We start from the raw sequence: 20,951 nt of genomic DNA, 5'->3' as shown, positions 1-20,951 counted from the left end.
GAGTGCTGGTGCTGGTGCTGGTGCTCCCGAGTACGCTGCCGGCCGTTAGGGGAGGCCACATCCCCTGTGCCCCGGCGTCCCGACCCGTCGGCTGGGCAGTCTCGGTCTTGGTGGCCGTCAGACGTCTTGTCTGTTCGGGTCCCGCAAGCGGTCGAGTCCCTTCCTGAGGGCGTTGAACGGCGAGCTGATCGCCCTGGGCGCCTCCGGTCCGAGCGGCCGGAACGTACCGTCACCGCTGGTGAACTCGGCCAGCGCGGCCTGTGCCGCGTCGGCCGCCTCCCGGTAGAGGTCACAGGACTTCGTCATGGCGTCGAGCGCTTCGGCGTACTTGACGGCCATGCTCTGGGCGTGGGCCAGTTCCTCGTCCGGGGTCAGCAGGTGCCAGCCCTGGCGCAGTTGTGTCAGGGCCTGCTCGGCGCCGTCGGGCAGGGGGCGCGGCAGACTGGCGAACTCCTCGATGAGGGCGAGGAGTTCTGTGGGTTCGGAGCCGTCCAGGAAGACGGTGTGCACGCTGAAGTGCTCCGCGTCGTGGTCCCGGCTTCGCGGGTGGATGGGCAGGATGACGGCGCCGCCGCGTGGCATCCGTACGCCCAGTTCCCGTTTCATCGCGAAGTCGGCGGTCTCCGCCTGCGCCGGCGTGGCCCGGTGCTCGACGACCCGGTGACGCAGGCTCGGCGGCAGGAATGCGGAGACCGGCCGCTGCCCGCTCGCGTCGGGCGTCATGGCCTCATGCACCACGACATGGATGTACCAGGTGTTGCGGGTGCAGTCCCGCAGGTGGCGGCGCAGCTCGCTCTCGTCCGCCGGCAGGTGGTTCGCCGTCCGCAGACGCGCCCCGGGCACCGCGTCGTGGTCCCAGGCGACCCGGTCGCTGTCGGGCCAGAACATGGTGGCCGGCGAGGGCCACCGGAAGTCCCACGGCAGCTCCGCCTCGGCGGCCAGGATCCAGGTGACTGCCTCGTCATCCGCGCGGCGACCCCGATGCTCGTACGTGGTCAGCTGCGCGCGCACCATGACGCCGTCCGCCACGCGCCAGCGGGCCTCGAAGAGCCGACGGGCCGACGGGCCGGGCGCGGCGGACGCCTCCCGCGGGTACAGGACGGTGGAGCGGGCCGCCTCCACGGGATCGAGGTCCACGAAGTCGTCGAGGACCCCGGCTGCCTTGAGGGCGATCAGATTGCGTCGGACGTCCTGCTCGGGATCGGCCCCGAGATGACGCCCGCGTGCCAGCCACACGGTGCCGGGGACGGTCGTCGCTGAGCTGCTGTTCTTAGCCATGGAACCGTTCTGTGGAAGATCAATGCCCTTACCAGTATGGCCCCTGCCGCCGCTCACGCGGTGCTGCGCCCCGACTCGCCGCGGCTACGGGGCCACAGGGCGCCGACCTCTTGTGCGTTACTCAGCGGCCATACCGCACCTCAACGAGTGACACGCACACGCCGCCGACGCCGTTTCGGCCTGGCGTCCTGGCGTCCTGGAGTCCCGGCGTCCCGGCGATGTTCCGCCCGATGGCCGGACACCGTCCGTGCCGGATCGGGTGATCACGGGGCTGCCGTGGTGCTGGTCGGCCACTCCAGTGCAGCGATGATCGATACGGCGCCGTGGCGGACGTACTCGAACTCTCGGCGGGCCGGTTGTCCGGGACGGGCGGGGGCGTCGGGGTGCTTCCGGGATTGCGCGGTGATCCCCTGGCTCTCCGAAGTGCGGGTCCTTGCTCACGGCCGGTGCTGTGGTGCGGCTGGTCCGCCGGAGGCGAGGGCGATGAGGGTGTCGAGCGCGGTTTCCAGGGCGCGGGGGTCGCGGTGGACCTGCGCGAGGAGCAGGCCCCCCTGGAGCACGGCGAGGAGGGTGACAGCGAGGTCGTCCGGGTCGATCTCGCCCGCGAGGTGCCCGGCGGTGTGAAGGGTTCGCAGACCGTCGCCGATGGCGGCTGACCACTGGTCGAATCCGGCGGCGATCAGGGCGCGGGCCGCGGGGTCGGCCTCGGCGAGCTGGCCGCCGAGCGATCCGAGGGGGCAGCCTCCCTTCGCTTCGGTGCTCATCGCCTGGGTGATCACCATGTCCCGCCAGCCCGTGAGTCCTTCGAGACTGCCGAGGTCGGCCTGCCGCTGATTACCCAGGATGGTGTCGGCCTGGTGGTCGATGACCGCCTGGACGAGTTCGTCCTTGTCGGCGAAGTAGTGGTAGAGCTGCGATCCGCTGACCCCCGCCGCCGCCCGCACATCATCGAGCGTGGTGCTCACGACGCCTCGCTCGTGGACCAGCCGGGCGGCAGCTTCCACGATCCGGGCCCGCGTGCGCGCCCCTTTGGCGGTCAGCTTCGGCCGGTCCCGCGCATCAGTGCTCATGAGCGCGACCCTAACACTTTCTGGGTTTGACAACCCAGCCTGAATGCCGAAGAGTGGGTTATGTAACCCACTTCTGTAACCACTTCAGGTCTGTGGAAAGAGGCCCCTCATGATCCTTGTCACCACGGCCGGGAAGGTCGGCTCCGAAGCGGTGCGCCTGCTCACGCAGCAGCAGGTGCCGGTCCGGGTACTGGTCCGGGACCCGGCGAAGGCGAAGGCGCTGGCCGATGCGGGCGCGCATGTCGTCGTCGGCGACCTGCAGGTGCCGGCCACCATCGATGCGGCGATGGCGGGAGTGACCGCGGTGGTGCTGGTCAGCCCCGCCGTGCCCGCACAGGAACTGAACGTCGTCGCCGGCGCCGCGCGGGCCGGGGTCGGGCACATCGTCAAGGCCACCAGCAAGGCCTCGCCCGACTCGCCGATCGCCCGGCGGCGCGGGCAGAGCGAGATCGAGGCCGGGCTGGCCGCCAGCGGGATGCCCCACACCCTGCTGCGCTCGAACGCCTACATGCAGAACGTCCTCGCATTGGCACCCGCGATCGCCAGGACCAGCGGCTTCGGGTCCGCGGCCGGCAAGGGGCGCACAGGCATGGTCGACGCCCGGGACGTGGCGGCGGTGGCCGCCGAGATCGCCGCCGCGCCCGCCGCGCACGCCGGAAAGACCTACTGGCTCTCCGGCCCGCAGCCCATCTCCAACAACGAGGTGGCCGCCGTGCTCTCCAGGCTGCTGGGCCGGACCATCACCTACCGGGAACTGAGCTTCGAGGAGAACAAGGACGCGATGATCCGCGCCGGGGTCCCCGAGCAGATCGCCCACATGAACGCCCAGGCGTTCGGTCTGACCGCCGAGGGCGACGCCGACTGGGTCACCCAGGACGTGCCGAACCTGCTGCGCCGCCCGGCGCGCTCGTTCGAGCAGTTCGCCGCCGACCATGCCGCCTCGTTCGCGTAGACGGCGCAGTGAGAGAAGAAGGAAACAGGACCATGACGCTTCAGGAACAGACCGCGCTCGTGACAGGCGGCACCTCGGGTATCGGCCGGGCCGTGGCGGTCAAGCTGGCGCGCCGCGGCGCGCACGTGATCGTGACCGGTCGCGACAAGCGACGCGGTGACGAGGTCATCGCAGAGATCGACGCACTGGGAGGCAAGGCCCGGTTCATCGCCGCCGACCTCGCGGACTTCGACGACGTGCGGCGCCTGGCCGAGGCCGCGGCGGATGTCGACGTGCTCGTGAACAACGCCGGCGTCTTCCCGGGCGGCCCGACCGAACAGACCACGCAGGAGGACTTCGACCTCGTCTTCGACGTCAACGTCAAGGCACCGTTCTACCTGACCGCGGCAATCGCGCCGCGGATGGCCGCCCGGGGCCGCGGCGCGATCATCAGCATCTCGACAATGGCGGCGACCATCGGCATGAGCGGCTTGGCCGCCTACGGAGCCTCCAAAGCGGCGATCGAGTCCCTGACCAAGTCCTGGACCGCCGAGTACGGCTCGCAGGGCGTACGGGTCAACGTCGTGGCCCCGGGACCGACTCGCACCCCGGCGAGCGCCGCGATGGGCGAGATGTTCGACGCCCTGACCGCAACCGTGCCGGCCCGGCGAGGGGCGGATCCCGACGAGATCGCCGCGGCCGTCTGCTTCCTCGCCTCCGACGAGGCCAGCTTCATCTACGGAGCCGTGCTGCACACCGATGGAGGCCGCGTCGCGGTCTGACCACCGCTTGCGCGCGACCGTGGCGATGGGGAGAGCCCGATGGCGGTGCCGAGTCCGTTCACGATCTCGCCGACGCGATCGATGAGTTCGCCGAGGCCTACGATGCGCCCCTGGCGTGGCCGCTGCTAACACGTGACGGACGGCAGTGGTACGGGCCTTCAGCCGGCGCATGCGCCGGGCCCGGGTTCTCCGGATGACAGAGCCGCACTCCACACGTCTGGTGTGGGCGGAAACGCAGCACACCCTGACTTCAGTCCGCTAAGCGAAGGTCGGCCGGTCGCTTCCGCGGGATGGCTGTTGCGGAACATGGCCTCCTAGGATCGCCGCACCGCGCCGCCGTTCTGGGCGGTGCGCTGGTGCACCCCGCCCATCGAAGCCAGGGCTTCGCCCGGACGGCGATCAGCGTGACGGTCGAACACGCACGAGCGGCCGGCGCCGAGACGATGACTCTGCTCTGCCGCCCGGACCTGGTCACGCTCCACACAGAGCTGGGCTGGAGCCGTCTCTCCGTGCCCGTTGCCTTTCAACAGCCCGACGGCGCACGGACCTTGCCACTGACCGCAGGTTGCGTCGAGGGTCAGTGGATGGCGCGGTTTCCGAAGCGGGCCAGACAGTGCCAGACCTTCTTCAGGTCCTGAAGGTCATATCGGCCCCCGCGGGCAGCATCGCCGATGACCTTCGGACTGAGCCACCCATCAACAGCGATGTCAGCCCCCAGGTCGACGTACTCCTGTCCGCGGTAGCCCGGGTGCCGTCGCAGCTCGCCCACGCCGAGGCGAAACCCTGGATGCCATTCGACCGGACACGGGAGGTGACGAGCCGCGGATTCGACCTCGGTGCCGCGATAGCTCGGATCCAGCACCAGCGCCTCGACATCACGGTCGAATCTGACCGGGCCGTGGACCTGCGCCTCGACGTGGCGATCCAGGGTGTCCAACTGCGCAGCGGCGGCAAGCTCGATGAGCGAGCAGCGGTCGGCCACGCCGAAGTCCGAGGGCTCGGCGGAACTGTCGGGGTAGCAGAACGTCGTGCGCGCCAGCGTCTCGGAGTTGAGTCTGAGGTGCGAGGAGCCGAACCGCGGTGCACCACCGATCGGACTACGGTCATAGTTCAACGCACCGTACACGGGGCGCTGGTCGGCCGGGGCGTCGTCGTACGCACCGCCGAAGATACGGCTCTCCCAGCGCCAGCGGTCTCCGCCGGGATGAGCGGTCAGACCACCGTTGCTCGTGCCGGTCACGAACTGCGAGCGGTAGACACCGTCTTCTGCCATTCGGGACAGGACCGGACGGTCCACCGCGGCGCGATCGGGGTGGAAGTGCATCGTCACCCGCAAGTCGCGGGGGACCGGCTCGCCTCCGCAGGAAGCGGCGACATGCCGCAGAGCCTTCTCTTGGAGTGACACGGAGGTCCCAGTACGCATGCGTGCAGTGTGCACTGATCACCTTCGGCCGGTCGAGCTCCGCCCTGCCGGACCGGCACCGCTGCTGTCGACGACCTAACTGCATCCAAATGCGTGTGAGTAAATGACTCATTGCTCAAGCTGCATTTGAGGCAAGCGGAAATCGCTCGTAGTGCCGACCCGGCACCCCGTCTCTGCCACACCGAGAAGTCGATAAGTTATCCACGAAATCCACGGTGATTGTCGGCGGCGGTTTAGTGGGGCTCACAGCCGCCGCCTCCCTCAAACTCATCGGCCACGATGTCATCGTGCTGGAACAGGCGCCGCGTATTCGAGCCTTCGGTGCGGGGGTTGGCCTGTGGGTTAATGCGTTGCGGGAGTTCGACCATATCGGCATCGGCGCTACACCGCACTGTCCGGATACCTGGGTGGCGTCTCCTTTCGGGAGAACACGCTCCTTGTCCTCGCTGTCGGCGTCGGGCTCGCATTCGTCGTAACCGGTGTGGTGTAGTTCGCGCGATATATACGGCGCCGCAGGAAGCCCGTCGTACCACCTCGCAGCGTGAGTGTGAGCGTGCGGGGCCGTGCCGGGACTACTCCGTGCCGTCCGCCGGCAGGCGCTGCGGCAGCCCGAGTCGGGGGAACTGGTCGTCGTGGAACGTGATGATCTCGGCGATCGCTCCGCCGGTGACGCGCAGGACGTCGATCGTCAGCGGCAGATACGCGCCCTCCTGCTTCCGCCAGAGGTAGAAGGCGACGGCGGGCTGCCGGTTCACCGAGGTGGGGACGGCGCGCAGGCCCCGCATGCCCTCGAAGCCGTTCGCGACCCAGTCGTTCACCACCGCGTCGCGGCCGATGTGCAGGCCCGGCGTGGGCGGCATGGAGCAGCGGACGTCGTCCCGTAGCAGCGCGGCGAGGCCTTTGACGTCCGTGGCCACGCTGGCGTCGGTGTAGCGGCGTACCAACTCGCGCGTACCGGCGTCCTGTTCGCCGCCGGTCCAGTCCTGCCGCTCGGCGGGCAGATGCTCCCGCAGGCCGGCGCGGGCCCGCTGCAGCGCGCTGTTCACGGAGTTGACGGAGTCCCCGAGGTGCTCCGCGACATCCTTTGCCGGCCAGCCGAGCACGTCCCGCAGGATCAGCACGGCCCGCGGGCGCGGCGCGAGGTGCTGGATCGCGACCAGGTACGCCAGCTCGATCGTCTCCCGCGCGACGGCGACGGCCTCCGGCTCGCCCGTGTCGCCCGCGGGCAGCTCGTCGAGCAGCCGGTCCGGGTAGGGCTGCAGCCACAGCACCTCACCGCCGGTCGCAGGCTCCGGGCGGCTCTTGGCGAGCTGGTCCAGGCAGGCGTTGGTGGCGATCCGGTACAGCCAGGCCCGGAACGTCGACCGCCCCTCGAAGGTCTCCCGCCGCCGCCAGGCACGGAGGAACGTCTCCTGCACGGTGTCCTCGGCGTCCTCGAACGACCCGAGCATCCGGTAGCAGTGCACGTGCAGCTCCCGCCGGTGCCGCTCCGCCAGCCCCGAGAACGCCGGCTCGTCGACCTCGCCCAGCCCGCTCATGTCCAGCCCGCTCATGCCCGGCCCGCTCACGCCCAGTTTCTCCAGCCGCATGTCCGCACTCATCACGTCATCCTTCCGCCTCGTCGTGTCCCCTCGTAGGTGAGACGGGTACGGGCGCGAAAACTCATCACCGGGACCCGTCGGCATGCCTGAGCGTTGCACCACCCCCTCACATCCGAAGCGCGATTGCGTCTGGGTTAATCCTCGATTCAGATACATGCACTTGATGTTAAGTGAGGACCTCCCTAACGTTCTCGGCATGAACCTCACCGTCCTCGCGGCCTCCGGCCAGACCGGAATCGCCCTCACCCGACAGGCGCTGCGACGCGGTCACACCGTGACCGCCATCGCGCGTGACCCCGAGCGGATCGCCCTGCCCGACTCCCCGAACCTGCGCAAAGTAACGGGCGATGTGCATGACGCGGCCAGTATCGCCGCCGTCGTGGACGGGGATTCCGTGGTCCTCTCCGGCCTCGGTACGGATCGGGCCGGAACTCTCCTGGCCGGCGCCCGAGCCGTCGTCGCCGCGGGCCCACGGCGCGTGATCTGGCTCGGTGCCTACGGCACGGGCGAGTCGGCCGAAGTGGCGGGGGAGGGGGCGGGCGTGCTCGCCAAGGTGCTGGGCGACCGCCTCGCGGACAAGGTCGAAGCCGACAACACCGTTCTCGCGGCCGGCGGCACCGTCTTCCATGCGGGGATGCTCGCCGACGGACCGGAAAGCCCCCGTCGGCGCACCGTCGGCCTGCAGGCCGGCCCACCCTTCGACCTCGGTGCGAAGGTGAGCCGGGAGACCGTGGCCGCGGCGATGCTCGACGAGGCCGAGGTGCCTGTTCATCCAGGTGCCGTGGCCCTGCCGTTGGCGGAGTAGCCAGCCGGCGGTGATCTCCTCGATCGACGCCCGGACCTGCTCGCGGAGCCAGGCGTGGGCGGGGTCGGAATCGTAGCGCTGGTGCCAGTTGCAGTTGACCGTCGCCACCGCCTCGACCACCCGGCGGTGCAGGCCTTCGGCGGCCAGTATGTCGTCGATCGGCGCGGTGAGGCGGCCACGCCGGTAGATCATCACATGTGGCTGTGCCGCGTCCCCCGTGACGGCGCGAAGCCTGCCGAGGGTGCGGCTGACCGCGGGTGAGGACAGGTGCACCCGCTCGGCCGCGCCCGTCACGCTGCCCGCTTCGGGCAGGGCGTCCAACACAGTCAGCAGATTCAAGTCCAATTGCATGACAGTAAATCCTGATAAGACACAGATCCATTTCGATCAACTACAGGAGCGTCCCATGAGCCAGGAACTGCTTGCCGCCACCGTCGCCGCCGTCCGCGCCGCCGGCGCCCGGATGATGACGCGCTACTCCACCGAGTCCCGTCCGCCCGGTCTCTCCGAACTGCTCGTGAACCTGCAGGCCAATGACGCGGCTGTCGTCGACCTGCTGCGCCCGGCGTTGACCGAGGCTCTGCCGAGCGGGGGCTGGCTCAACGACGAGCACGGCTCGGGGCCGCTGGCCACGGGCGAGTGGTGGCTCATTGATCCGGTCGGTGGCAACGTCAACGCCGTGCACGGCATGCCCGACTGGAACATCGGCGTGAGCCTCGTCCGTGACGGCCGCCCGGTGCTGGCGGTGGTCTACTTCCCCGTCCTCGACGAGATGTTCACCGCGACCGAAGGCGGCGGGGCGTTCCTCAACGGCGTACGGCTGCGGGTCTCGGCCAAGACGTCGCTGGACGGGGCACTCGCCGGGACCGGCCAGGCCCAGCCGGGCCACAACCCCGAACTGGCGAAGCGGATGGGCTCCGCCTTCGCCGCGATGACGAACGCCGCCCTGTATGTGCGGGTGTCCGTACCGGTGACCCACCAGCTCGCCCAGGTGGCCGCAGGCCGCATGGATCTGCACTGGCAGTTCGACAACGTCCGGTCCCACGCGGCAGGTGTGCTGCTGGTTCTGGAGGCCGGAGGCGTCGTGACCGACTTCGACGGCAAGCCGTGGGACCTGACCGATGGGAGCTACCTCGCCGCCGCGCCGGGTGTGCACGCCGCCGCGCTGGAAGTCCTGACCGACTGAGGACCCATGAGGACCCATGAGGTCCATCTGGGAATCGCCTGGGACCGAGTGGGGGAGGTCCGGCTGCGCCCCCTCCGCTCTGCCAGCAACGGGGGCATGCCCCCTGGTAAGCGCGGACGTGGCGCCCAGCCGGCGTTGCTCACCGCGCGCGTAGTCCGTTGCTATTCGACGGCGTGGTGATGTCCGCCCGGCCCGGCCCGGCTGCGTGCGGGCCCCCGTCGTGCGGCACCGGTGTCCTGCTGGGACGACAACCGAGAACTACTCGCCGCACACCGCTGAACACATCACTTCCGTCAGTGCCGACGCTGGGCGGCCATCCACTGCCAGATGTGGGTTCCGTTGATGCTGGGGTCGTTGCGGGCGACATAGATCCACGACCAGTGACCGGAGAACTGGTAACCGTTCCGGACGACATGGTCGTAGAGCGTCACGAGCGAGCCGGGGATGAGGTCGTGCGCGTGGACGGTGTTGGCCTGCGGGTCCACGGTGAGGTCGTCGCGGGAGGCGACGAGCCAGCTGGGGGTGCTGATCTTCGCCAGTTCACTGTCGGGGATCAGCGGCGGGCCGCCGGGCGGGAAGGACGAGACAACGCCACAGATCGGCACGGAAGCGGCGAACAGAGTGGGATAGACGGTGGTCATCTTCATGCTCATGTAGCCGCCGTTGCTGCAGCCGGCGACGTAGATCCGGTCATGGTCGACGCGGTTGCCGCGCGTCACGTCGCCGATGATCTCGCGGATGAGGGGGGCGAAGCGGGGGCCGTCCTGCATCCAGGCGGAGGTGCTTTGCGGGGCCAGGACATAGGCGCCGTCGAAGATGCGCTGCGCTTCGGGGGTGGCGAAGCCCAGTGCGCCGCGGTTGGCTCGCAGCGTGGTCTCGTTGTCGTAGTAGTCGGGCAGCGAGGCGCCCTCGCCGCCGCCGTGCAGCCAGACGATCAGTGGGTGCCGTCCCCGTCGGGAGGAGTGGGCGCCGGTGGGGGAGTAGAGCCGGTACTTCATTCCCGAGCCCGAGATGTGGGAGCTGAACGCGTCGACCTCGGGGTCCGACAGCCGACGGCTCTGCACGAAGTTCTTGATGGTGATCGATCGGTGATCGCGTAAGGCGAACGGCGCCTGCTGGGTGATGGTGTAGACGAGGTCGAGCATGACGTTGCGGCCCAGGCCGGCGATGTATCCGAGAGTGCTGCCGCCGGTCCGGCCCTCGGCATGGCTCAGGTCGAGCACGATGTTGCCGCGGCGGTCGAGCCGGGCGGCGGTCACCGTGCGGTCGAGGTCGTACTCGCTGAAGATGACGTCGCCGTCGGTGATGGGGATCGGGCTGGTGGCTTTGGCGTGCACGGTGAAGGTGCCGGTGGTGAGGCTGGCGGGGTCGATCCGGCCGAGCCGGGCGGCGTCGAGGGTGACCGAGGTGACCTGTTCGCCACCGTCCAGCACCTGGGCGTCCAGGGTGAATCTCATGCTGGTGGCCGCATGGCCGTCGGCATACGCGCCGCCGCCGGGCAGGGACAGCCCGGCGGCGGCGCCCGTGCCGGCGGCCAGAAGGGTGCGACGGCTGAGCGGTGTTGCCATGCGGACTCCTTGAGTGGGGGGCTTCATCGCGGCCTGTTCGCCGAATCCGGCGTCGAGGCCGCTGAGGAGTTGACGGCGGCCCGCCCGTACAGGATCAGGACGGGCAGTGTCATGAGCAGCACAGAAGCGAGCACCGTCGGCACGTTACCGGCGTCGCCGCGTAGCGGACAGGTGCTGCTTCGGCTTTTCTCCTGACGGCTGACGGCTGACGGCTGACGGCTGACGGCTGACGGCTGACGGCGACGGCCGGCCCGCACGCCATGCCGATCAGCGACCGCCGAGCGCACTCGATGATCGGTCTGACTGCCATCGCCTCAAGGCTCGCCTCGGGGCGCGTCTCGGGGCGCGTCTCAGGGCGCGCCTTAAGAACCGACGCATACACCACGGACCGTCACATCGAGGGAAGTGGCGGCGGGGCGAAGGAGACGCGTGACGCGCACACCGTCGACGCCGGATTGTTCGCGAACAGGCAGTGCTGTCCGGCGCCCTGACGGATCGAATGCAGGCTGCGTCGTGTGCAAACACCGCATATATTCACCCGTTCGAGGGAGCCGCGGGAGTGGATTCGAGTGGATTCACTGGTTCCGCGAGTGAACTGCAACACAGTTGAGTCGGGAGAGGCGTAGACCACCTTCTGGCGCTTACGGGGAAACTGCTGGCCACTCTGCGTTACCGACTGGTATGCGGCGGCTTTGTGCATTGTTCAAGTACCGCTGTGTCATGTTCGCCCTGCCGCGTATGCGTGTTCGCCCGTTCAGCCGAGTTTCATAGGCGACGTCAGAAGGCGCCGCAGGTGCGCATCTCGTAGCGCGGAGCCGTTCGCATCTTGCCTCAACGAAGAGGATCCATGACTGACGATGCCCGTGCGGGGGCCGGCGGCAGCCCGGTGATAGCCACCGGTGTGCTGCCCTTCCCGCTGGATTTCGAGGCGCTCTACCTGAAGAACCAGGAGGACTACCACCGGTTCGCGCGAGCCATACTCAACGATCAGCAGGACGCCGAGGACGCCGTCCACCGCGCCTACTTCGAGATCCTCGCGCACTGGCCCGACCTCCTGGCCGACGGCAACGTCCACCAGCAGACCTGGGCGATCCTGCGGCGCACCGTCATCTCCGAGAAGCTGACGAACTACCGGGGCAACCTGGCTGAACTGACCGAGGACAACGACGTGGCGCGTGCCCTGTGCACCCTGCCGTCGCGGCAGTTCGACGTCATGGTCCTGCGTTACCTGTGCGCCTGTGCCACCGCCGACATCGCCTGGTACCTGGGCGTGTCGGCCAGCACCGTCGACTACCACGGCCGCAAGGCCAAGCAGCGCCTTGAGCAGGCCATGCCCGCCCGTATCCGAAGGAGCAACTGAATGAGCGCCCAGAAGGGATCCGTCTCGCACGCCGAACAGGTGCTGGCCGCGGCAGGCCGGCGTCTGCGCGCCCGACAGCCCGCATTCGATGTCGCTGCCGGACTGCTCCGCCTGGCCCGTGACGCCGGCTACAGCCCGGTACCGGACACCGTCCCGTCCGTCTCCCGTGCCCTGCGCCATCTGAAGGAGTTCGTCGGCTGGAGCCTGGACCAGCCCGGCGCCACCACGCACGTCGAGCGGTACGCCGCGACGCTCGGGGAGAGCGACGCCTACCGTCTGTTGACGCGTGACCGGGACACCGAGGAAGTCGACCTGGACGGCGCGCACGTCTTCGCCTGCATGCTGTACCTGGCCGGCCACCCCGAGAGCGCCCAGTTCTGGTGGCGTTTCACCGCCGGCGCCGGCAACGGCGCCAGCGCCCTGTGCCTTCAGCTGCTGCACAGGTCCCGGGGCGAGACTGCGGAAGCCGAGCACTGGCGCGAGATGCTGCTCCTCGTCGTCGACCTGGACGACGACGTCGCCGTGAGGACGACGTTCGTCACCACGGTCGGCAGGTTCGCGGCCTACACCCGGCGCCATCGGCCGCCGGCCCCCGTCACCCCGGCCCTGGACGCCGAAGTGCGCCGCCTGGCGACTCAGGACGACGACGACCGCCTCGTGTGCCGCCCTGACGCGGGCCTCGCCCGGCGCCTGCAGGACTGCACCGGCTCCCTCTGACCCCGAACAGACGAGAGGCCCGCCTGCGGTCCCGGTTCCTAGGCCACCGACCGCCGGCGGGCATCCGTCACGCCCCCAGAAGGACGTACAACACCATGAAGCGTAAGCCCCGAAACGTCATTGCCAGCACGGGATCGCGCCGCAAGAGCCGCCGCCTGCGCGATGCTGCCACCTTCGCTCTGCTGCGCGGCATGGCTTACGGCCTGGGCACCGGAGCGGCCGGACTGCTCCTGTACTGGCTCCAGTCGTACCTGTGATCCTCCAGCCGCGACTGCCCTGAGGAACCGAACGACAGCACTGACGGCGCGGACGTGAGCGCTTCTTGGGCGACTACCGAGGTGACGGGTCGTACGTCGTGCGCGAGCCTGTTGCGGATGCATGGTCTGACGACCAGTCAAGCAACTGGCTAATGGCGCGACTTCCGGCGGGATGGCCAGAAAGTCAGTGCTGGAGAAGCCAGCGGGTCAGCTTGTCGAGGTAGCCCGGCGCCGGCTCGGTGGTGCCGGGCGACTGCAGTCGGTGATCCGCTTCTGGGAGGACTTCCACCGTCAGTGTCGCTCGGCGAGGGCGCTTCGCGTGGCAGAGGGCCGCGCCGAGTACGTGGAGGCTGTCGGCGACCGGCACCACGCGGTCCTGGCCGCCGAAGAATGCCAGGTGCGGACAGCGCAGCCCGACCAGGTCGGTGGTCGGATCGTGGTCCTGTTTGCGTTTGAGGAACGTCCAGAGTCGGTCGTCCAAGTCGGCCCAGTAGTACGCCAGTCCCGGCGGCCTGCCCGCGGTGTCCACGAGGCGCAGGGCCGTCGCGAAGTCCGCATCGCGACGGCCTGCTTCGACGAGACGGTCGTAGAGAGCCAGCGTGCTTTCGGTATCGGCCCGGCTGCCCGGATGCGTCTCGCGTAGGTGATTGGCCAGCGCGTAGCGTTCTTGTACCGCCGGGCTCACCCCGGGGCAGCTGTTGGTGACGACCCAGGGCAGGTCGTCCCGCGCGGTCGCCGCACGCAGAACCACCCACCCGCCTTCGCTGTGGCCGAAGAACCCCGCGGTGCGGGCTTGTACTTCGGGCTGGGACCGCAGGAAGTCCAGTGCTGCGGATGCGTCGGTGGCCAAGTCGGTGAGGGTCGCGGCGCGCCAGTCGCCGGATGACGCGCCGACACCTCGTTTGTCGTAGGAGAGCACGGCGATCCCGGCGTTCAGCAAGTGGTGGCGCAGCGGCGGGAAGAACGTGTCGTTGTCCCGGTCGGTCGGCCCGGACCCCCCGACCAGTACCACGCCCGCACGGGCCGATCGCGATGGCGCCGGCAATCCCAGGGAACCGGCCAGCCTCACCGCTCCATTGACGAAAACGACATCTCGTATCTCCGCAGTTTCCACCGTGCCAGTGTCCTGCTCGGAGCGAGGCGGCGCCTGCGCCCGCACGAAGCGTTTCCGCCGCGCGTGATGCGCCCCTGCATGCACAGCTGCATACGGTTCTTCCTGCGATCCCGACGTGATGGGAGCTTCCGAGCCTGGCCAGGGACGAGCGGGACCGCCGTACCCCTCCACCCCGCCGCTGGCGGACACGCCCGCCACCAAGTGCGGCACGGACACCGCCGCCGAAGGAAAGGCCGGAGTGGCCGAGAGCCGAGAGCCGAGAGCCGTGGGCGGTGGGCCGTGGGCCGATGGTGACAGCGGGGAACGGTCAGATCCGTACGTTGCCCCCGGTGCGCGAGAAGGCCCAGGCTGCTGCCTGCCGGGCGGGACCACTAGGGCGTGTATCGGAAGTGCGTGCGGCGGCGGACGCGCCGTAGTACTTCTGGGGAGACATAGAGACACGTTTGCTCTCACTTGGAGTCGTCGATGGCCGTTCGCCGTGTCGTGCCCAACATCCAGTCGGAGGCCGCGCAGGAGAGCCGGGAGTTCTATGGCCTGCTGGGCTTCGAGGAGGTCATGAACCACGGCTGGATCATGACGCTCGCCTCCCCGTCCAGCCCCGCAGCGCAGATCAGCGTCATGACCAGCGACAAGACCGCGCCTGTCACTCCCGACATGAGCATCGAGGTGGACAGCGTGGATGCGGCCTATGCCGTCATGCAAGCGAGCGGTGCGGAGATCATTCACCCCTTGCAGGACGAGGAGTGGGGCGTGCGCCGGTTCTTCGTCCGCGACCCCAGCGGACGGGTGGTCAACGTGCTGGGCCACCACTGACGGCCGCACCCAAACGCCTAATGAACGTGCTGGTCACAGCCACTCGTTGATGGCCGCGACGAGGACGGTTGCTTCGTAGAGGACGGCGAGATTCTCGTAGCGCGTGGCCACTGCCCGGTGCCTCTTGAGGCGGTCGATGCCGCACTCCACCGCGTGCCGCTCGCGATAGGGCACTCACTGCGGGCTGGCCATCCACCGCCCGCCAACGGCCCGGTAACGTCTTCTCCGAAGCAACTGTCCAAGATTGCGCCGGTTCGACGGATTCCGCGAGGGCGGTGCGCCGCAGTACCGGCATGCTGCCGCAGTACCGGCATGCTGGGGAATTTCAGATCCCGCTGTCCGACCCCTCCCTGTGACCGATCGCTGTTGTCGCCGTCGCCCCTGACGGAGTTGTTGCCGTATTTGCCGTGCGAAGCAACTCGGCCAGTTCGTGCATGACCTGGGCAGGGACGTGACCATGCCATGCCAGCATGATCCGCGAGACGGCTGGGCGACCTGCCAGGTGGGCGAACCGGATGCCGGGGAGGCTGGATCGTGCGACGGCCTTCGACACCATCGCCAGCCCGTCCCCAGCGGCGACCAGCCCCAGGATCAGCTCCGTCCCGAGCGCTTCGTGCCGGATCCGCGGTACGAAGCCGGCGTGCCGGCACGCGGAAAGCGTGACGTTGAGAAGGACGCTGGTCGGCTGCCTGCTGTAGACGATGAAATCCTCGTCCGCCAGGTCCGCAAGCTCGATCTCGTCACCCGTGAGCCGATGCCCGGCGGGCAGGACGACGACGAGTTCGTCCTCATGGATCAGGACCGAGCAGTCGGGTGCCGCCGTGATCGTGCCGCGCACGATCACGGCGTCGAAGCGCGCGGTGCCGAATCCGTCGACCAGGCCCTCGGTGTGGCCTTCGCTGAGTTCCCAGACGATGTCGGGATGACGGGCCCGCATCGTCTTCACGACGGCGGGCAGCGAGTCGATGGCCATGGACTCGATGACACCCAGGACAACCCGCCGGTGCTCGCCCCTGCTGAGGTCGGCGACCATCGTGGCCGCGTTGTCCCATCGCCGCAGCAGGGCACGCGCCTCGCGGCACAGCAGGACCCCGGCCGGGGTGAGAGTCACCCCTCGACTACCACGCTCGAACAGAGGTACGCCAAGTACGCATTCGAGCGCCTTGATGTGACGGCTTACGGGTGGCTGCGCCAAATGCAGTCGAGCAGCAGCACGGCCGAAATGCAGCTCCTCCGCGACGACGAGGAAGACCCGCAACTGCTGGAACGTCGGGTCACTCATACCTCCGACGGTATCAACCCCCGACAGCATTGGTATTGGACTCCGACGACGGATGAGCGAATGCTTTTGGCCAAGCCACAGCACCTCGACCGACGGGCAGGACTCCCTGCCAAGGGCCTTCACGCCCGTTCGCCCGTCACCGGTGGCGCCCATGTCAGAAGGCCGTCCCAGCGCCTTCCAGGCACCAGGAGTGAAATGCGATGACCGCCACCACCACATCACGCACTGCTCAGAGACGGGTGTTTTGGGCCACCACGATCGGGGTCTCCGTCGAGTGGTTCGACTACGCGATCTACGGCGTCATGGCCCCCGCGATCACGCACAACTTCTTCCCGCAGGTCGATCCCACCGCCGGGCTGCTGGCCACCTACGGGGTCTTCGCGCTGTCGTTCCTGGCCCGTCCCCTGGGCAGCATGTACTTCGGCAGCCGTGGAGACCGGATCGGCCGCCGCAAGACACTCCTGACCGTCATCCTGCTGATGTCGGGTGCCACCGCCGCCATCGGCCTGCTGCCGACCTACTCCGCAGTGGGGCTGGCCGCCCCGCTGATGTTGTTGGTGGTGCGCATGGTGCAGGGCTTCTCCGCAGGAGGGGAATTCGGCGCCGCGGCCCTGCTCTACGAACATGTGGGAGAACGCAAGCGGGGCATGGTCTTCGGACTGTTCAACCTCTCCTCCTACGTCTCTGCCCTCTCGGCGCTGGGCCTGGCTGCCCTGCTCACGCAGCTGATCGGTGAGACCCAGGTGAACGAATGGGGATGGCGAGTGCTGTTCCTGATCTCGCTGCCGCTCGGACTGACCGGCCTGTACTTGCGCCGCCGCGTGGAGGAGAGCGCGGTCTTCATCGAGATGACCAAGAGCGGCACGGTGTCCGAGCGACCGGTCCGGGAAGCCGTGACCCAGCAGCGCAAACGACTGTTCAGCTTCTTCGGACTGATCATGCTCAACTCGGTTGCCTACTACGTACTCAACGCCTACCTGCCGACCTACCTGTCGGAGAACGCGGGTGTCAGCAGGGTCACCGCGCTCAGCGCATCCGCTCTCATCTCACTCACCATGCTCTTCCTCCAACCTCTGTACGGTCTGTTGTCCGACCGGATCGGCCGCAAACCGGTCCTGTTGTTCGCCGCCGTCGGCCTGCTTGTGGTGCCGCTGCCCACCTTCTTCATCGCCGGCCTCGGCACGTTCGCGTTCGTCTACCTGGGCCAGCTCCTGTTTGTCCTCGTGGCTGCCCCGACGAGCGCGCTCGCGGCGGTGGTCGGCAGCGAACTCTTCCCGGCCCAACTCCGCTACAGCGCACCGACCATCGGCTACAACTTCGCCTACGCAGTCTTCGGCGGTACCGCGCCGCTCATCTGTGCGGCCCTGCTGGGCGCCACCGGCAGTCAGCTCGCGCCGCCGATCTACATCATGGCAATCGCGGTGGTCGCCTTCCTCATCATGGCTCTCACCCTGCCGGAGACCGCGCCGTGCGTCCGGCGCCCCCGCTCCGTACCGCTCGACCAATTGGAGCGTGAGTCCCTGTGAGCATCCTGGGAAGTCGTTCCGCGAGCCGCGACATCGACGTCGACCGCGCTCTGGCGACGGTGTCCGCGATGGTCCGCCAAGACACCCGTACACAGACCCCGCAGGAGAGCTCGGCGGTGCTGTGGGTGCGCGACCAGCTGGACGAGCTGAAACTCGACACCTACCTGGTGCCCGCGGCCGGAGACCGGCTGAACGCGGTCGGAATCTGGCGCGGGTCGGGTGGCGGACCGTCGCTCATGTTCAACGGACACGTCGACACCAACCCGGTCACCGAGGGCTGGACCCGCGATCCCTGGGGCGGCGAGGTGGACGACGGGCACATCTACGGCCTCGGCGTGTCCAACATGAAGGCGGGCTGCGCCGCCTACCTCGAAGCGATCCGCGCGCTGCGTGATGACGGGTGGCGACCGAGCGGAGACGTGATCCTCACCTTCGTGGTCGGCGAACTGCAGAACGGCATCGGAACCCGAGCGGTGCTCGACGCGGGCCATCGGGCCGACCACTTCGTCAACTGCGAGCCGACCGACCTCACCGCCCTGACCACACACGCCGGAGCCGTCATGTTCCGCGTCCAACTGGTCGGATCGACCCGCCACATGTCCAAGCGCGAGGAGTCGGCCGACGCACTAGCGGCTGCCGGCCGTCTCCTTCCGCTGATCAACGGGATGAGTTTCTCCGGCGCAGCCGACCGCGATGCCCGCGGCACCAACCGGGCCCACATCGGCAGCCTGCGAGCCGGCCTGGGCAGAGGCCTCCTGCAGACCAGGCCACCCCAGGTGGCCGACGTCGCCGAGTTGCAGGGCAGCGCCCGGTTCGGCCCCGGACAGAACGCGGAGACCGTCCTCGCGGAGCTGCGCGAAGTCACATCGCAGGTCTGTGTGAACGGAATCGCCGGGACGGTGGAACAACTGACAGACGGCGGACCCACGTTGGACCAGCCGTTCCGCGCCGACCGGGACAGCCTCGTGGTACGTGCCGTCAACGACGCTTATGGGCAGCTGCGAGGAAGCACCCAGCCCACCGGCGCGATCCAGCCGTACTGCTACTACGGCAGCGACGCCTCCCTGCTGCAACACGTAGGCGACATGCCCGGGATCGTGTGCGGCCCCGGCGGCAAGTTCAACACCATGCCCGACGAGCGGGTATCCGTGGAGGACTACCTCGACGCGATCCGCCTCTACGCCATGACCACCACCCGCATATGTGGGTGACCGGAAGCTCCGGCCGGAGCCCACCCGGACTGCCCGGACTGTCTGAGAGGAGACGCACCATGCCCTTCTGGTCTGCCACCATTCCCATCCGGTCCTCCCGCGGAGGCGTCGGCGTGCACATCTTCATCGTCGACGCCGCCCACTACGAGGACGCGTGCGGCCACGCCCTCGCAAGAGCCCAACTCCCCGATGCACGGCGCCATCGCCGCAACGCCGTGCTGGACACGCGGGGCCTCGCCGTTCGGGAGATCCGCCCCAGTTGGGGCGTGTGATGCGGACCGACGGGTCAACAATTCGAAGCCACACGGCCGACAACCTTTGTTGGAGCCAGTTGGTCGCGGCCGGTGCGACGTAGACGTGACGGCAGGTGTGAAGGGGAACGTCCCGTACGACGTGGCGCGGCCGGGCCGTCGCGCAGCCCGGTGGTGACGGCCCCCTCCACGGTCCCCGTCCGTCCCGGCATGTCCGTCGTCGTCCCCCCCAGCGAACGCTCCCAGAGGCACAGCTTCCACACCCTCGCCGCAGGCATCGACTCCGACCGCGACGCCGTCATCACCGGTCTCACCGTCGCCCTGCCGCCCGTCTACGCCGCCCGCCTCTTCGACGCCCAGCAAACCGGTGCCACCGACCGCGCGCAGCCGACGGGTGCGGAACACCGTCCTGCACGCCGTCACCCGCTCGGCGCGGTCATGCGGCGGCCGGACACGGCACGTTCGAGTCAGACCCGATCGCACGCCCGAGCTCTCGCGGAAGCCCCGGAGAGCCCAGCCGGCCCACCGGCCATGCCGGTCCCGCCGGAGCAGTGAACTCTGCCGCCCGGCCAGGGACTTTCGAGAAGCTTCGAAGGTTGTGGCGGTGCCGAGGCGGGCGCTGCGAGTGTTTCCCGCGGCACCGCACGGGCCGGTCGGAACACGGCCCGTGCCCCGACCGGAGAGGGGACACACAACATGTGGCGTCCGCCGCCCCGGCGGCCTGTCCCGGCTCGCCCATCACAACAGTGAGTACGAGAGCCAGGGCACCGTCCGCAACAAGTCCGCCACCAGCACCTGCGGCGACCTCAACCTGACGTACTCCCTGAACAGCAGCTCGCGGCTCTACGACTACTACGCGGGCCGCCTGCGCCGCTCCGACGGCACCTGGTTCACCTGCGCCAAGCGCTACGTCTACGTGGAGGGCGGCTTCAACAGCATCAACGACTCAACGTACTGGCTGTGCACCGACGTAAACGACAACACACCGTTCAGCGTGGCCAGCCTCCTCGAAGGCGGCGACAGCGTCACGATCTCCCACTGACCTCGGCGCAGACCCACGGGGTGCCACCTGCTCAGCGGCACCCCGCCCCGGCGGAAGGACGGACTGACGTGCCCCGTACGACTCTCGTGCGCGCGGCCCTCGCGACGACGGCCGCGCTGCTGCTCGGCACGTGTTCGGCCACGGCGGAGCCGACCGCCGCGACCGGGCCCGTACCGGGGCCGCCCGCCGCCGTGGCACCCGCCCCGGTGACACGTTCGGTCGAAGCCGTCCGCGAACCGCTCCGGCGGTCCCTGCGCCGACAGTTCCTCGGCACGCACGCGCGGGAGGTCCGCGAACTGCGCGCCGCGCTCGTTCCGGCGCTGCGCGACGCGGAGCGGACCTACGGAGTACGGCTGGTGTTCCCGACGCCATGACGGCCAAGCCCGCTCACTTCCAGCGTGAGGAACGCGACCGCGCGACCGCCGGGCTGGTGCGGGCCGACGGGCCGCACCAGCCCGCCACCGCGGCAGCAGCCCGTCGGCGAGGCCCCGGACCAGTGCGGCACGAACGATCCGGGCGGCGCTGTCGCTCGGTGCGGTCACGTTCGCCGATCCGCCCAGGGCGACCACGCCGACCCAGTCGACCTCCAGCGACATCGTTCGCGGGCGAACCGGATCGACCGAATTACTTGGTGAGAATTACTTGATGAGACGGACAGATGCAGTGCGTCTCGCCGAACCGAGTCGGGGCCGCCGCGGGGGCCCCGAACGAGGGGGCGCTGATCCCTCAACCAC

The 20,951-nt window shown here is 69.0% G+C and carries 23 protein-coding genes and 2 pseudogenes; 16 read left to right on the top strand and 9 right to left on the bottom strand.

All coding sequences use genetic code 11. From position 1 onward, the window contains the following. Positions 1–117 precede the first annotated feature (117 nt). Complete coding sequence (locus ACH4DZ_RS35225; RefSeq protein ID WP_398292152.1) at positions 118–1,278, bottom strand: hypothetical protein; 1,161 nt, start codon at positions 1,276–1,278, stop codon at positions 118–120. A 437-nt stretch (positions 1,279–1,715) separates the two neighbouring features. Next, complete coding sequence (locus ACH4DZ_RS35220; protein ID WP_398292150.1) at positions 1,716–2,348, bottom strand: TetR/AcrR family transcriptional regulator; 633 nt, start codon at positions 2,346–2,348, stop codon at positions 1,716–1,718. 109 nt (positions 2,349–2,457) lie between these two features. Between ACH4DZ_RS35220 and ACH4DZ_RS35215 the strand changes: the two genes are divergently transcribed. The 3 genes from ACH4DZ_RS35215 to ACH4DZ_RS35205 all read left to right on the top strand — a co-directional run bounded on the left by ACH4DZ_RS35215 (position 2,458) and on the right by ACH4DZ_RS35205 (position 4,699). Further along, positions 2,458–3,300 (top strand): NmrA family NAD(P)-binding protein, encoded by an 843-nt coding sequence (locus ACH4DZ_RS35215; protein WP_398292148.1) that lies wholly within the window; start codon positions 2,458–2,460, stop codon positions 3,298–3,300. Positions 3,301–3,332: 32 nt separating this feature from the next. Further along, positions 3,333–4,061, top strand: a complete 729-nt coding sequence (locus ACH4DZ_RS35210; RefSeq protein WP_398292146.1) for an SDR family NAD(P)-dependent oxidoreductase — start codon at positions 3,333–3,335, stop codon at positions 4,059–4,061. A 290-nt stretch (positions 4,062–4,351) separates the two neighbouring features. Beyond that, positions 4,352–4,699 (top strand): GNAT family N-acetyltransferase, encoded by a 348-nt coding sequence (locus tag ACH4DZ_RS35205; RefSeq protein WP_398292144.1) that lies wholly within the window; start codon positions 4,352–4,354, stop codon positions 4,697–4,699. Here ACH4DZ_RS35205 and ACH4DZ_RS35200 read toward each other — a convergent pair. Beyond that, on the bottom strand, positions 4,639–5,385 hold the full coding sequence (locus ACH4DZ_RS35200) for a DUF3626 domain-containing protein (protein ID WP_398292303.1): 747 nt from the start codon (positions 5,383–5,385) through the stop codon (positions 4,639–4,641). The two genes, ACH4DZ_RS35205 and ACH4DZ_RS35200, sit on opposite strands and share 61 nt — an antisense overlap. Before the next feature lie 272 nt (positions 5,386–5,657). Here ACH4DZ_RS35200 and ACH4DZ_RS35195 point away from each other — a divergent pair, with 272 nt between their 5' ends. Then, on the top strand, positions 5,658–5,960 hold the full coding sequence (locus tag ACH4DZ_RS35195) for an FAD-dependent oxidoreductase (protein ID WP_398292301.1): 303 nt from the start codon (positions 5,658–5,660) through the stop codon (positions 5,958–5,960). A gap of 96 nt (positions 5,961–6,056) precedes the next feature. Here ACH4DZ_RS35195 and ACH4DZ_RS35190 read toward each other — a convergent pair whose 3' ends face one another. Continuing rightward, complete coding sequence (locus ACH4DZ_RS35190) at positions 6,057–7,085, bottom strand: RNA polymerase subunit sigma-70 (RefSeq protein ID WP_398292142.1); 1,029 nt, start codon at positions 7,083–7,085, stop codon at positions 6,057–6,059. Between the two features lie 196 nt (positions 7,086–7,281). Between ACH4DZ_RS35190 and ACH4DZ_RS35185 the strand changes: the two genes are divergently transcribed. Next, positions 7,282–7,890, top strand: coding sequence for an NAD(P)-dependent oxidoreductase (locus ACH4DZ_RS35185; RefSeq protein WP_398292140.1), 609 nt, complete (start codon positions 7,282–7,284; stop codon positions 7,888–7,890). 225 nt (positions 7,891–8,115) lie between these two features. Here the strand turns inward: ACH4DZ_RS35185 and ACH4DZ_RS35180 are convergent. Further along, positions 8,116–8,241: pseudogene (locus tag ACH4DZ_RS35180) on the bottom strand (LysR family transcriptional regulator); the annotation flags it as partial. A gap of 55 nt (positions 8,242–8,296) precedes the next feature. Here ACH4DZ_RS35180 and ACH4DZ_RS35175 point away from each other — a divergent pair. Next, positions 8,297–9,076: an inositol monophosphatase family protein gene (locus ACH4DZ_RS35175; protein ID WP_398292138.1), complete on the top strand. Its 780-nt coding sequence runs from the start codon at positions 8,297–8,299 to the stop codon at positions 9,074–9,076. 293 nt (positions 9,077–9,369) lie between these two features. Here the strand turns inward: ACH4DZ_RS35175 and ACH4DZ_RS35170 are convergent, their stop codons facing one another. Then, positions 9,370–10,644, bottom strand: coding sequence for a PHB depolymerase family esterase (locus ACH4DZ_RS35170; RefSeq protein ID WP_398292136.1), 1,275 nt, complete (start codon positions 10,642–10,644; stop codon positions 9,370–9,372). 847 nt (positions 10,645–11,491) lie between these two features. Between ACH4DZ_RS35170 and ACH4DZ_RS35165 the strand changes: the two genes are divergently transcribed. The 3 genes from ACH4DZ_RS35165 (at position 11,492) to ACH4DZ_RS35155 (ending at position 12,978) form a co-directional block, all read left to right on the top strand. Next, the gene (locus tag ACH4DZ_RS35165) at positions 11,492–12,004 is read left to right on the top strand and encodes a sigma-70 family RNA polymerase sigma factor (RefSeq protein ID WP_398292134.1); all 513 of its coding nucleotides are present in this window, start codon (positions 11,492–11,494) and stop codon (positions 12,002–12,004) included. Further along, a complete protein-coding gene (locus ACH4DZ_RS35160; protein WP_398292132.1) occupies positions 12,005–12,721 on the top strand; it encodes a hypothetical protein in 717 nt (238 codons plus the stop codon). Between the two features lie 95 nt (positions 12,722–12,816). Further along, positions 12,817–12,978, top strand: a complete 162-nt coding sequence (locus ACH4DZ_RS35155) for a hypothetical protein (RefSeq protein ID WP_398292130.1) — start codon at positions 12,817–12,819, stop codon at positions 12,976–12,978. Between the two features lie 184 nt (positions 12,979–13,162). Here the strand turns inward: ACH4DZ_RS35155 and ACH4DZ_RS35150 are convergent, their stop codons facing one another. Then, a complete protein-coding gene (locus ACH4DZ_RS35150) occupies positions 13,163–14,092 on the bottom strand; it encodes an alpha/beta hydrolase family protein (protein ID WP_398292128.1) in 930 nt (309 codons plus the stop codon). Positions 14,093–14,557: 465 nt separating this feature from the next. Between ACH4DZ_RS35150 and ACH4DZ_RS35145 the strand changes: the two genes are divergently transcribed. Beyond that, positions 14,558–14,905, top strand: a complete 348-nt coding sequence (locus ACH4DZ_RS35145) for a VOC family protein (RefSeq protein ID WP_398292127.1) — start codon at positions 14,558–14,560, stop codon at positions 14,903–14,905. Between the two features lie 33 nt (positions 14,906–14,938). Here the strand turns inward: ACH4DZ_RS35145 and ACH4DZ_RS35140 are convergent, their stop codons facing one another. Next, positions 14,939–15,079 (bottom strand): hypothetical protein, encoded by a 141-nt coding sequence (locus ACH4DZ_RS35140; protein WP_398292125.1) that lies wholly within the window; start codon positions 15,077–15,079, stop codon positions 14,939–14,941. A gap of 151 nt (positions 15,080–15,230) precedes the next feature. Continuing rightward, entirely contained in the window at positions 15,231–16,187 is a 957-nt protein-coding gene (locus ACH4DZ_RS35135) for a LysR substrate-binding domain-containing protein (protein WP_398292123.1), read from the bottom strand. A gap of 200 nt (positions 16,188–16,387) precedes the next feature. Here ACH4DZ_RS35135 and ACH4DZ_RS35130 point away from each other — a divergent pair, with 200 nt between their 5' ends. The 6 genes and pseudogenes from ACH4DZ_RS35130 (at position 16,388) to ACH4DZ_RS35105 (ending at position 20,591) form a co-directional block, all read left to right on the top strand. After that, the gene (locus ACH4DZ_RS35130) at positions 16,388–17,713 is read left to right on the top strand and encodes an MFS transporter (protein ID WP_398292121.1); all 1,326 of its coding nucleotides are present in this window, start codon (positions 16,388–16,390) and stop codon (positions 17,711–17,713) included. Beyond that, positions 17,710–18,924, top strand: a complete 1,215-nt coding sequence (locus ACH4DZ_RS35125) for a M20 family metallopeptidase (RefSeq protein WP_398292119.1) — start codon at positions 17,710–17,712, stop codon at positions 18,922–18,924. The genes ACH4DZ_RS35130 and ACH4DZ_RS35125 overlap by 4 nt, the downstream gene beginning before the upstream one ends. Before the next feature lie 59 nt (positions 18,925–18,983). After that, positions 18,984–19,196, top strand: a complete 213-nt coding sequence (locus tag ACH4DZ_RS35120) for a hypothetical protein (RefSeq protein ID WP_398292117.1) — start codon at positions 18,984–18,986, stop codon at positions 19,194–19,196. A 285-nt stretch (positions 19,197–19,481) separates the two neighbouring features. Then, positions 19,482–19,556: pseudogene (locus ACH4DZ_RS35115) on the top strand (XRE family transcriptional regulator); the annotation flags it as partial. A 286-nt stretch (positions 19,557–19,842) separates the two neighbouring features. After that, entirely contained in the window at positions 19,843–20,217 is a 375-nt protein-coding gene (locus ACH4DZ_RS35110; protein WP_398292115.1) for a hypothetical protein, read from the top strand. Positions 20,218–20,285: 68 nt separating this feature from the next. Next, positions 20,286–20,591: a hypothetical protein gene (locus ACH4DZ_RS35105; protein WP_398292113.1), complete on the top strand. Its 306-nt coding sequence runs from the start codon at positions 20,286–20,288 to the stop codon at positions 20,589–20,591. Positions 20,592–20,951 lie beyond the last annotated feature (360 nt).

Origin of the sequence: Streptomyces sp. NPDC017991 (assembly GCF_044328075.1) — a bacterium.
Lineage (GTDB): Bacteria > Actinomycetota > Actinomycetes > Streptomycetales > Streptomycetaceae > Streptomyces.
Note: the sequence above shows the minus strand (reverse complement) of the source record. Positions and strands in the feature narration are given on the sequence as shown.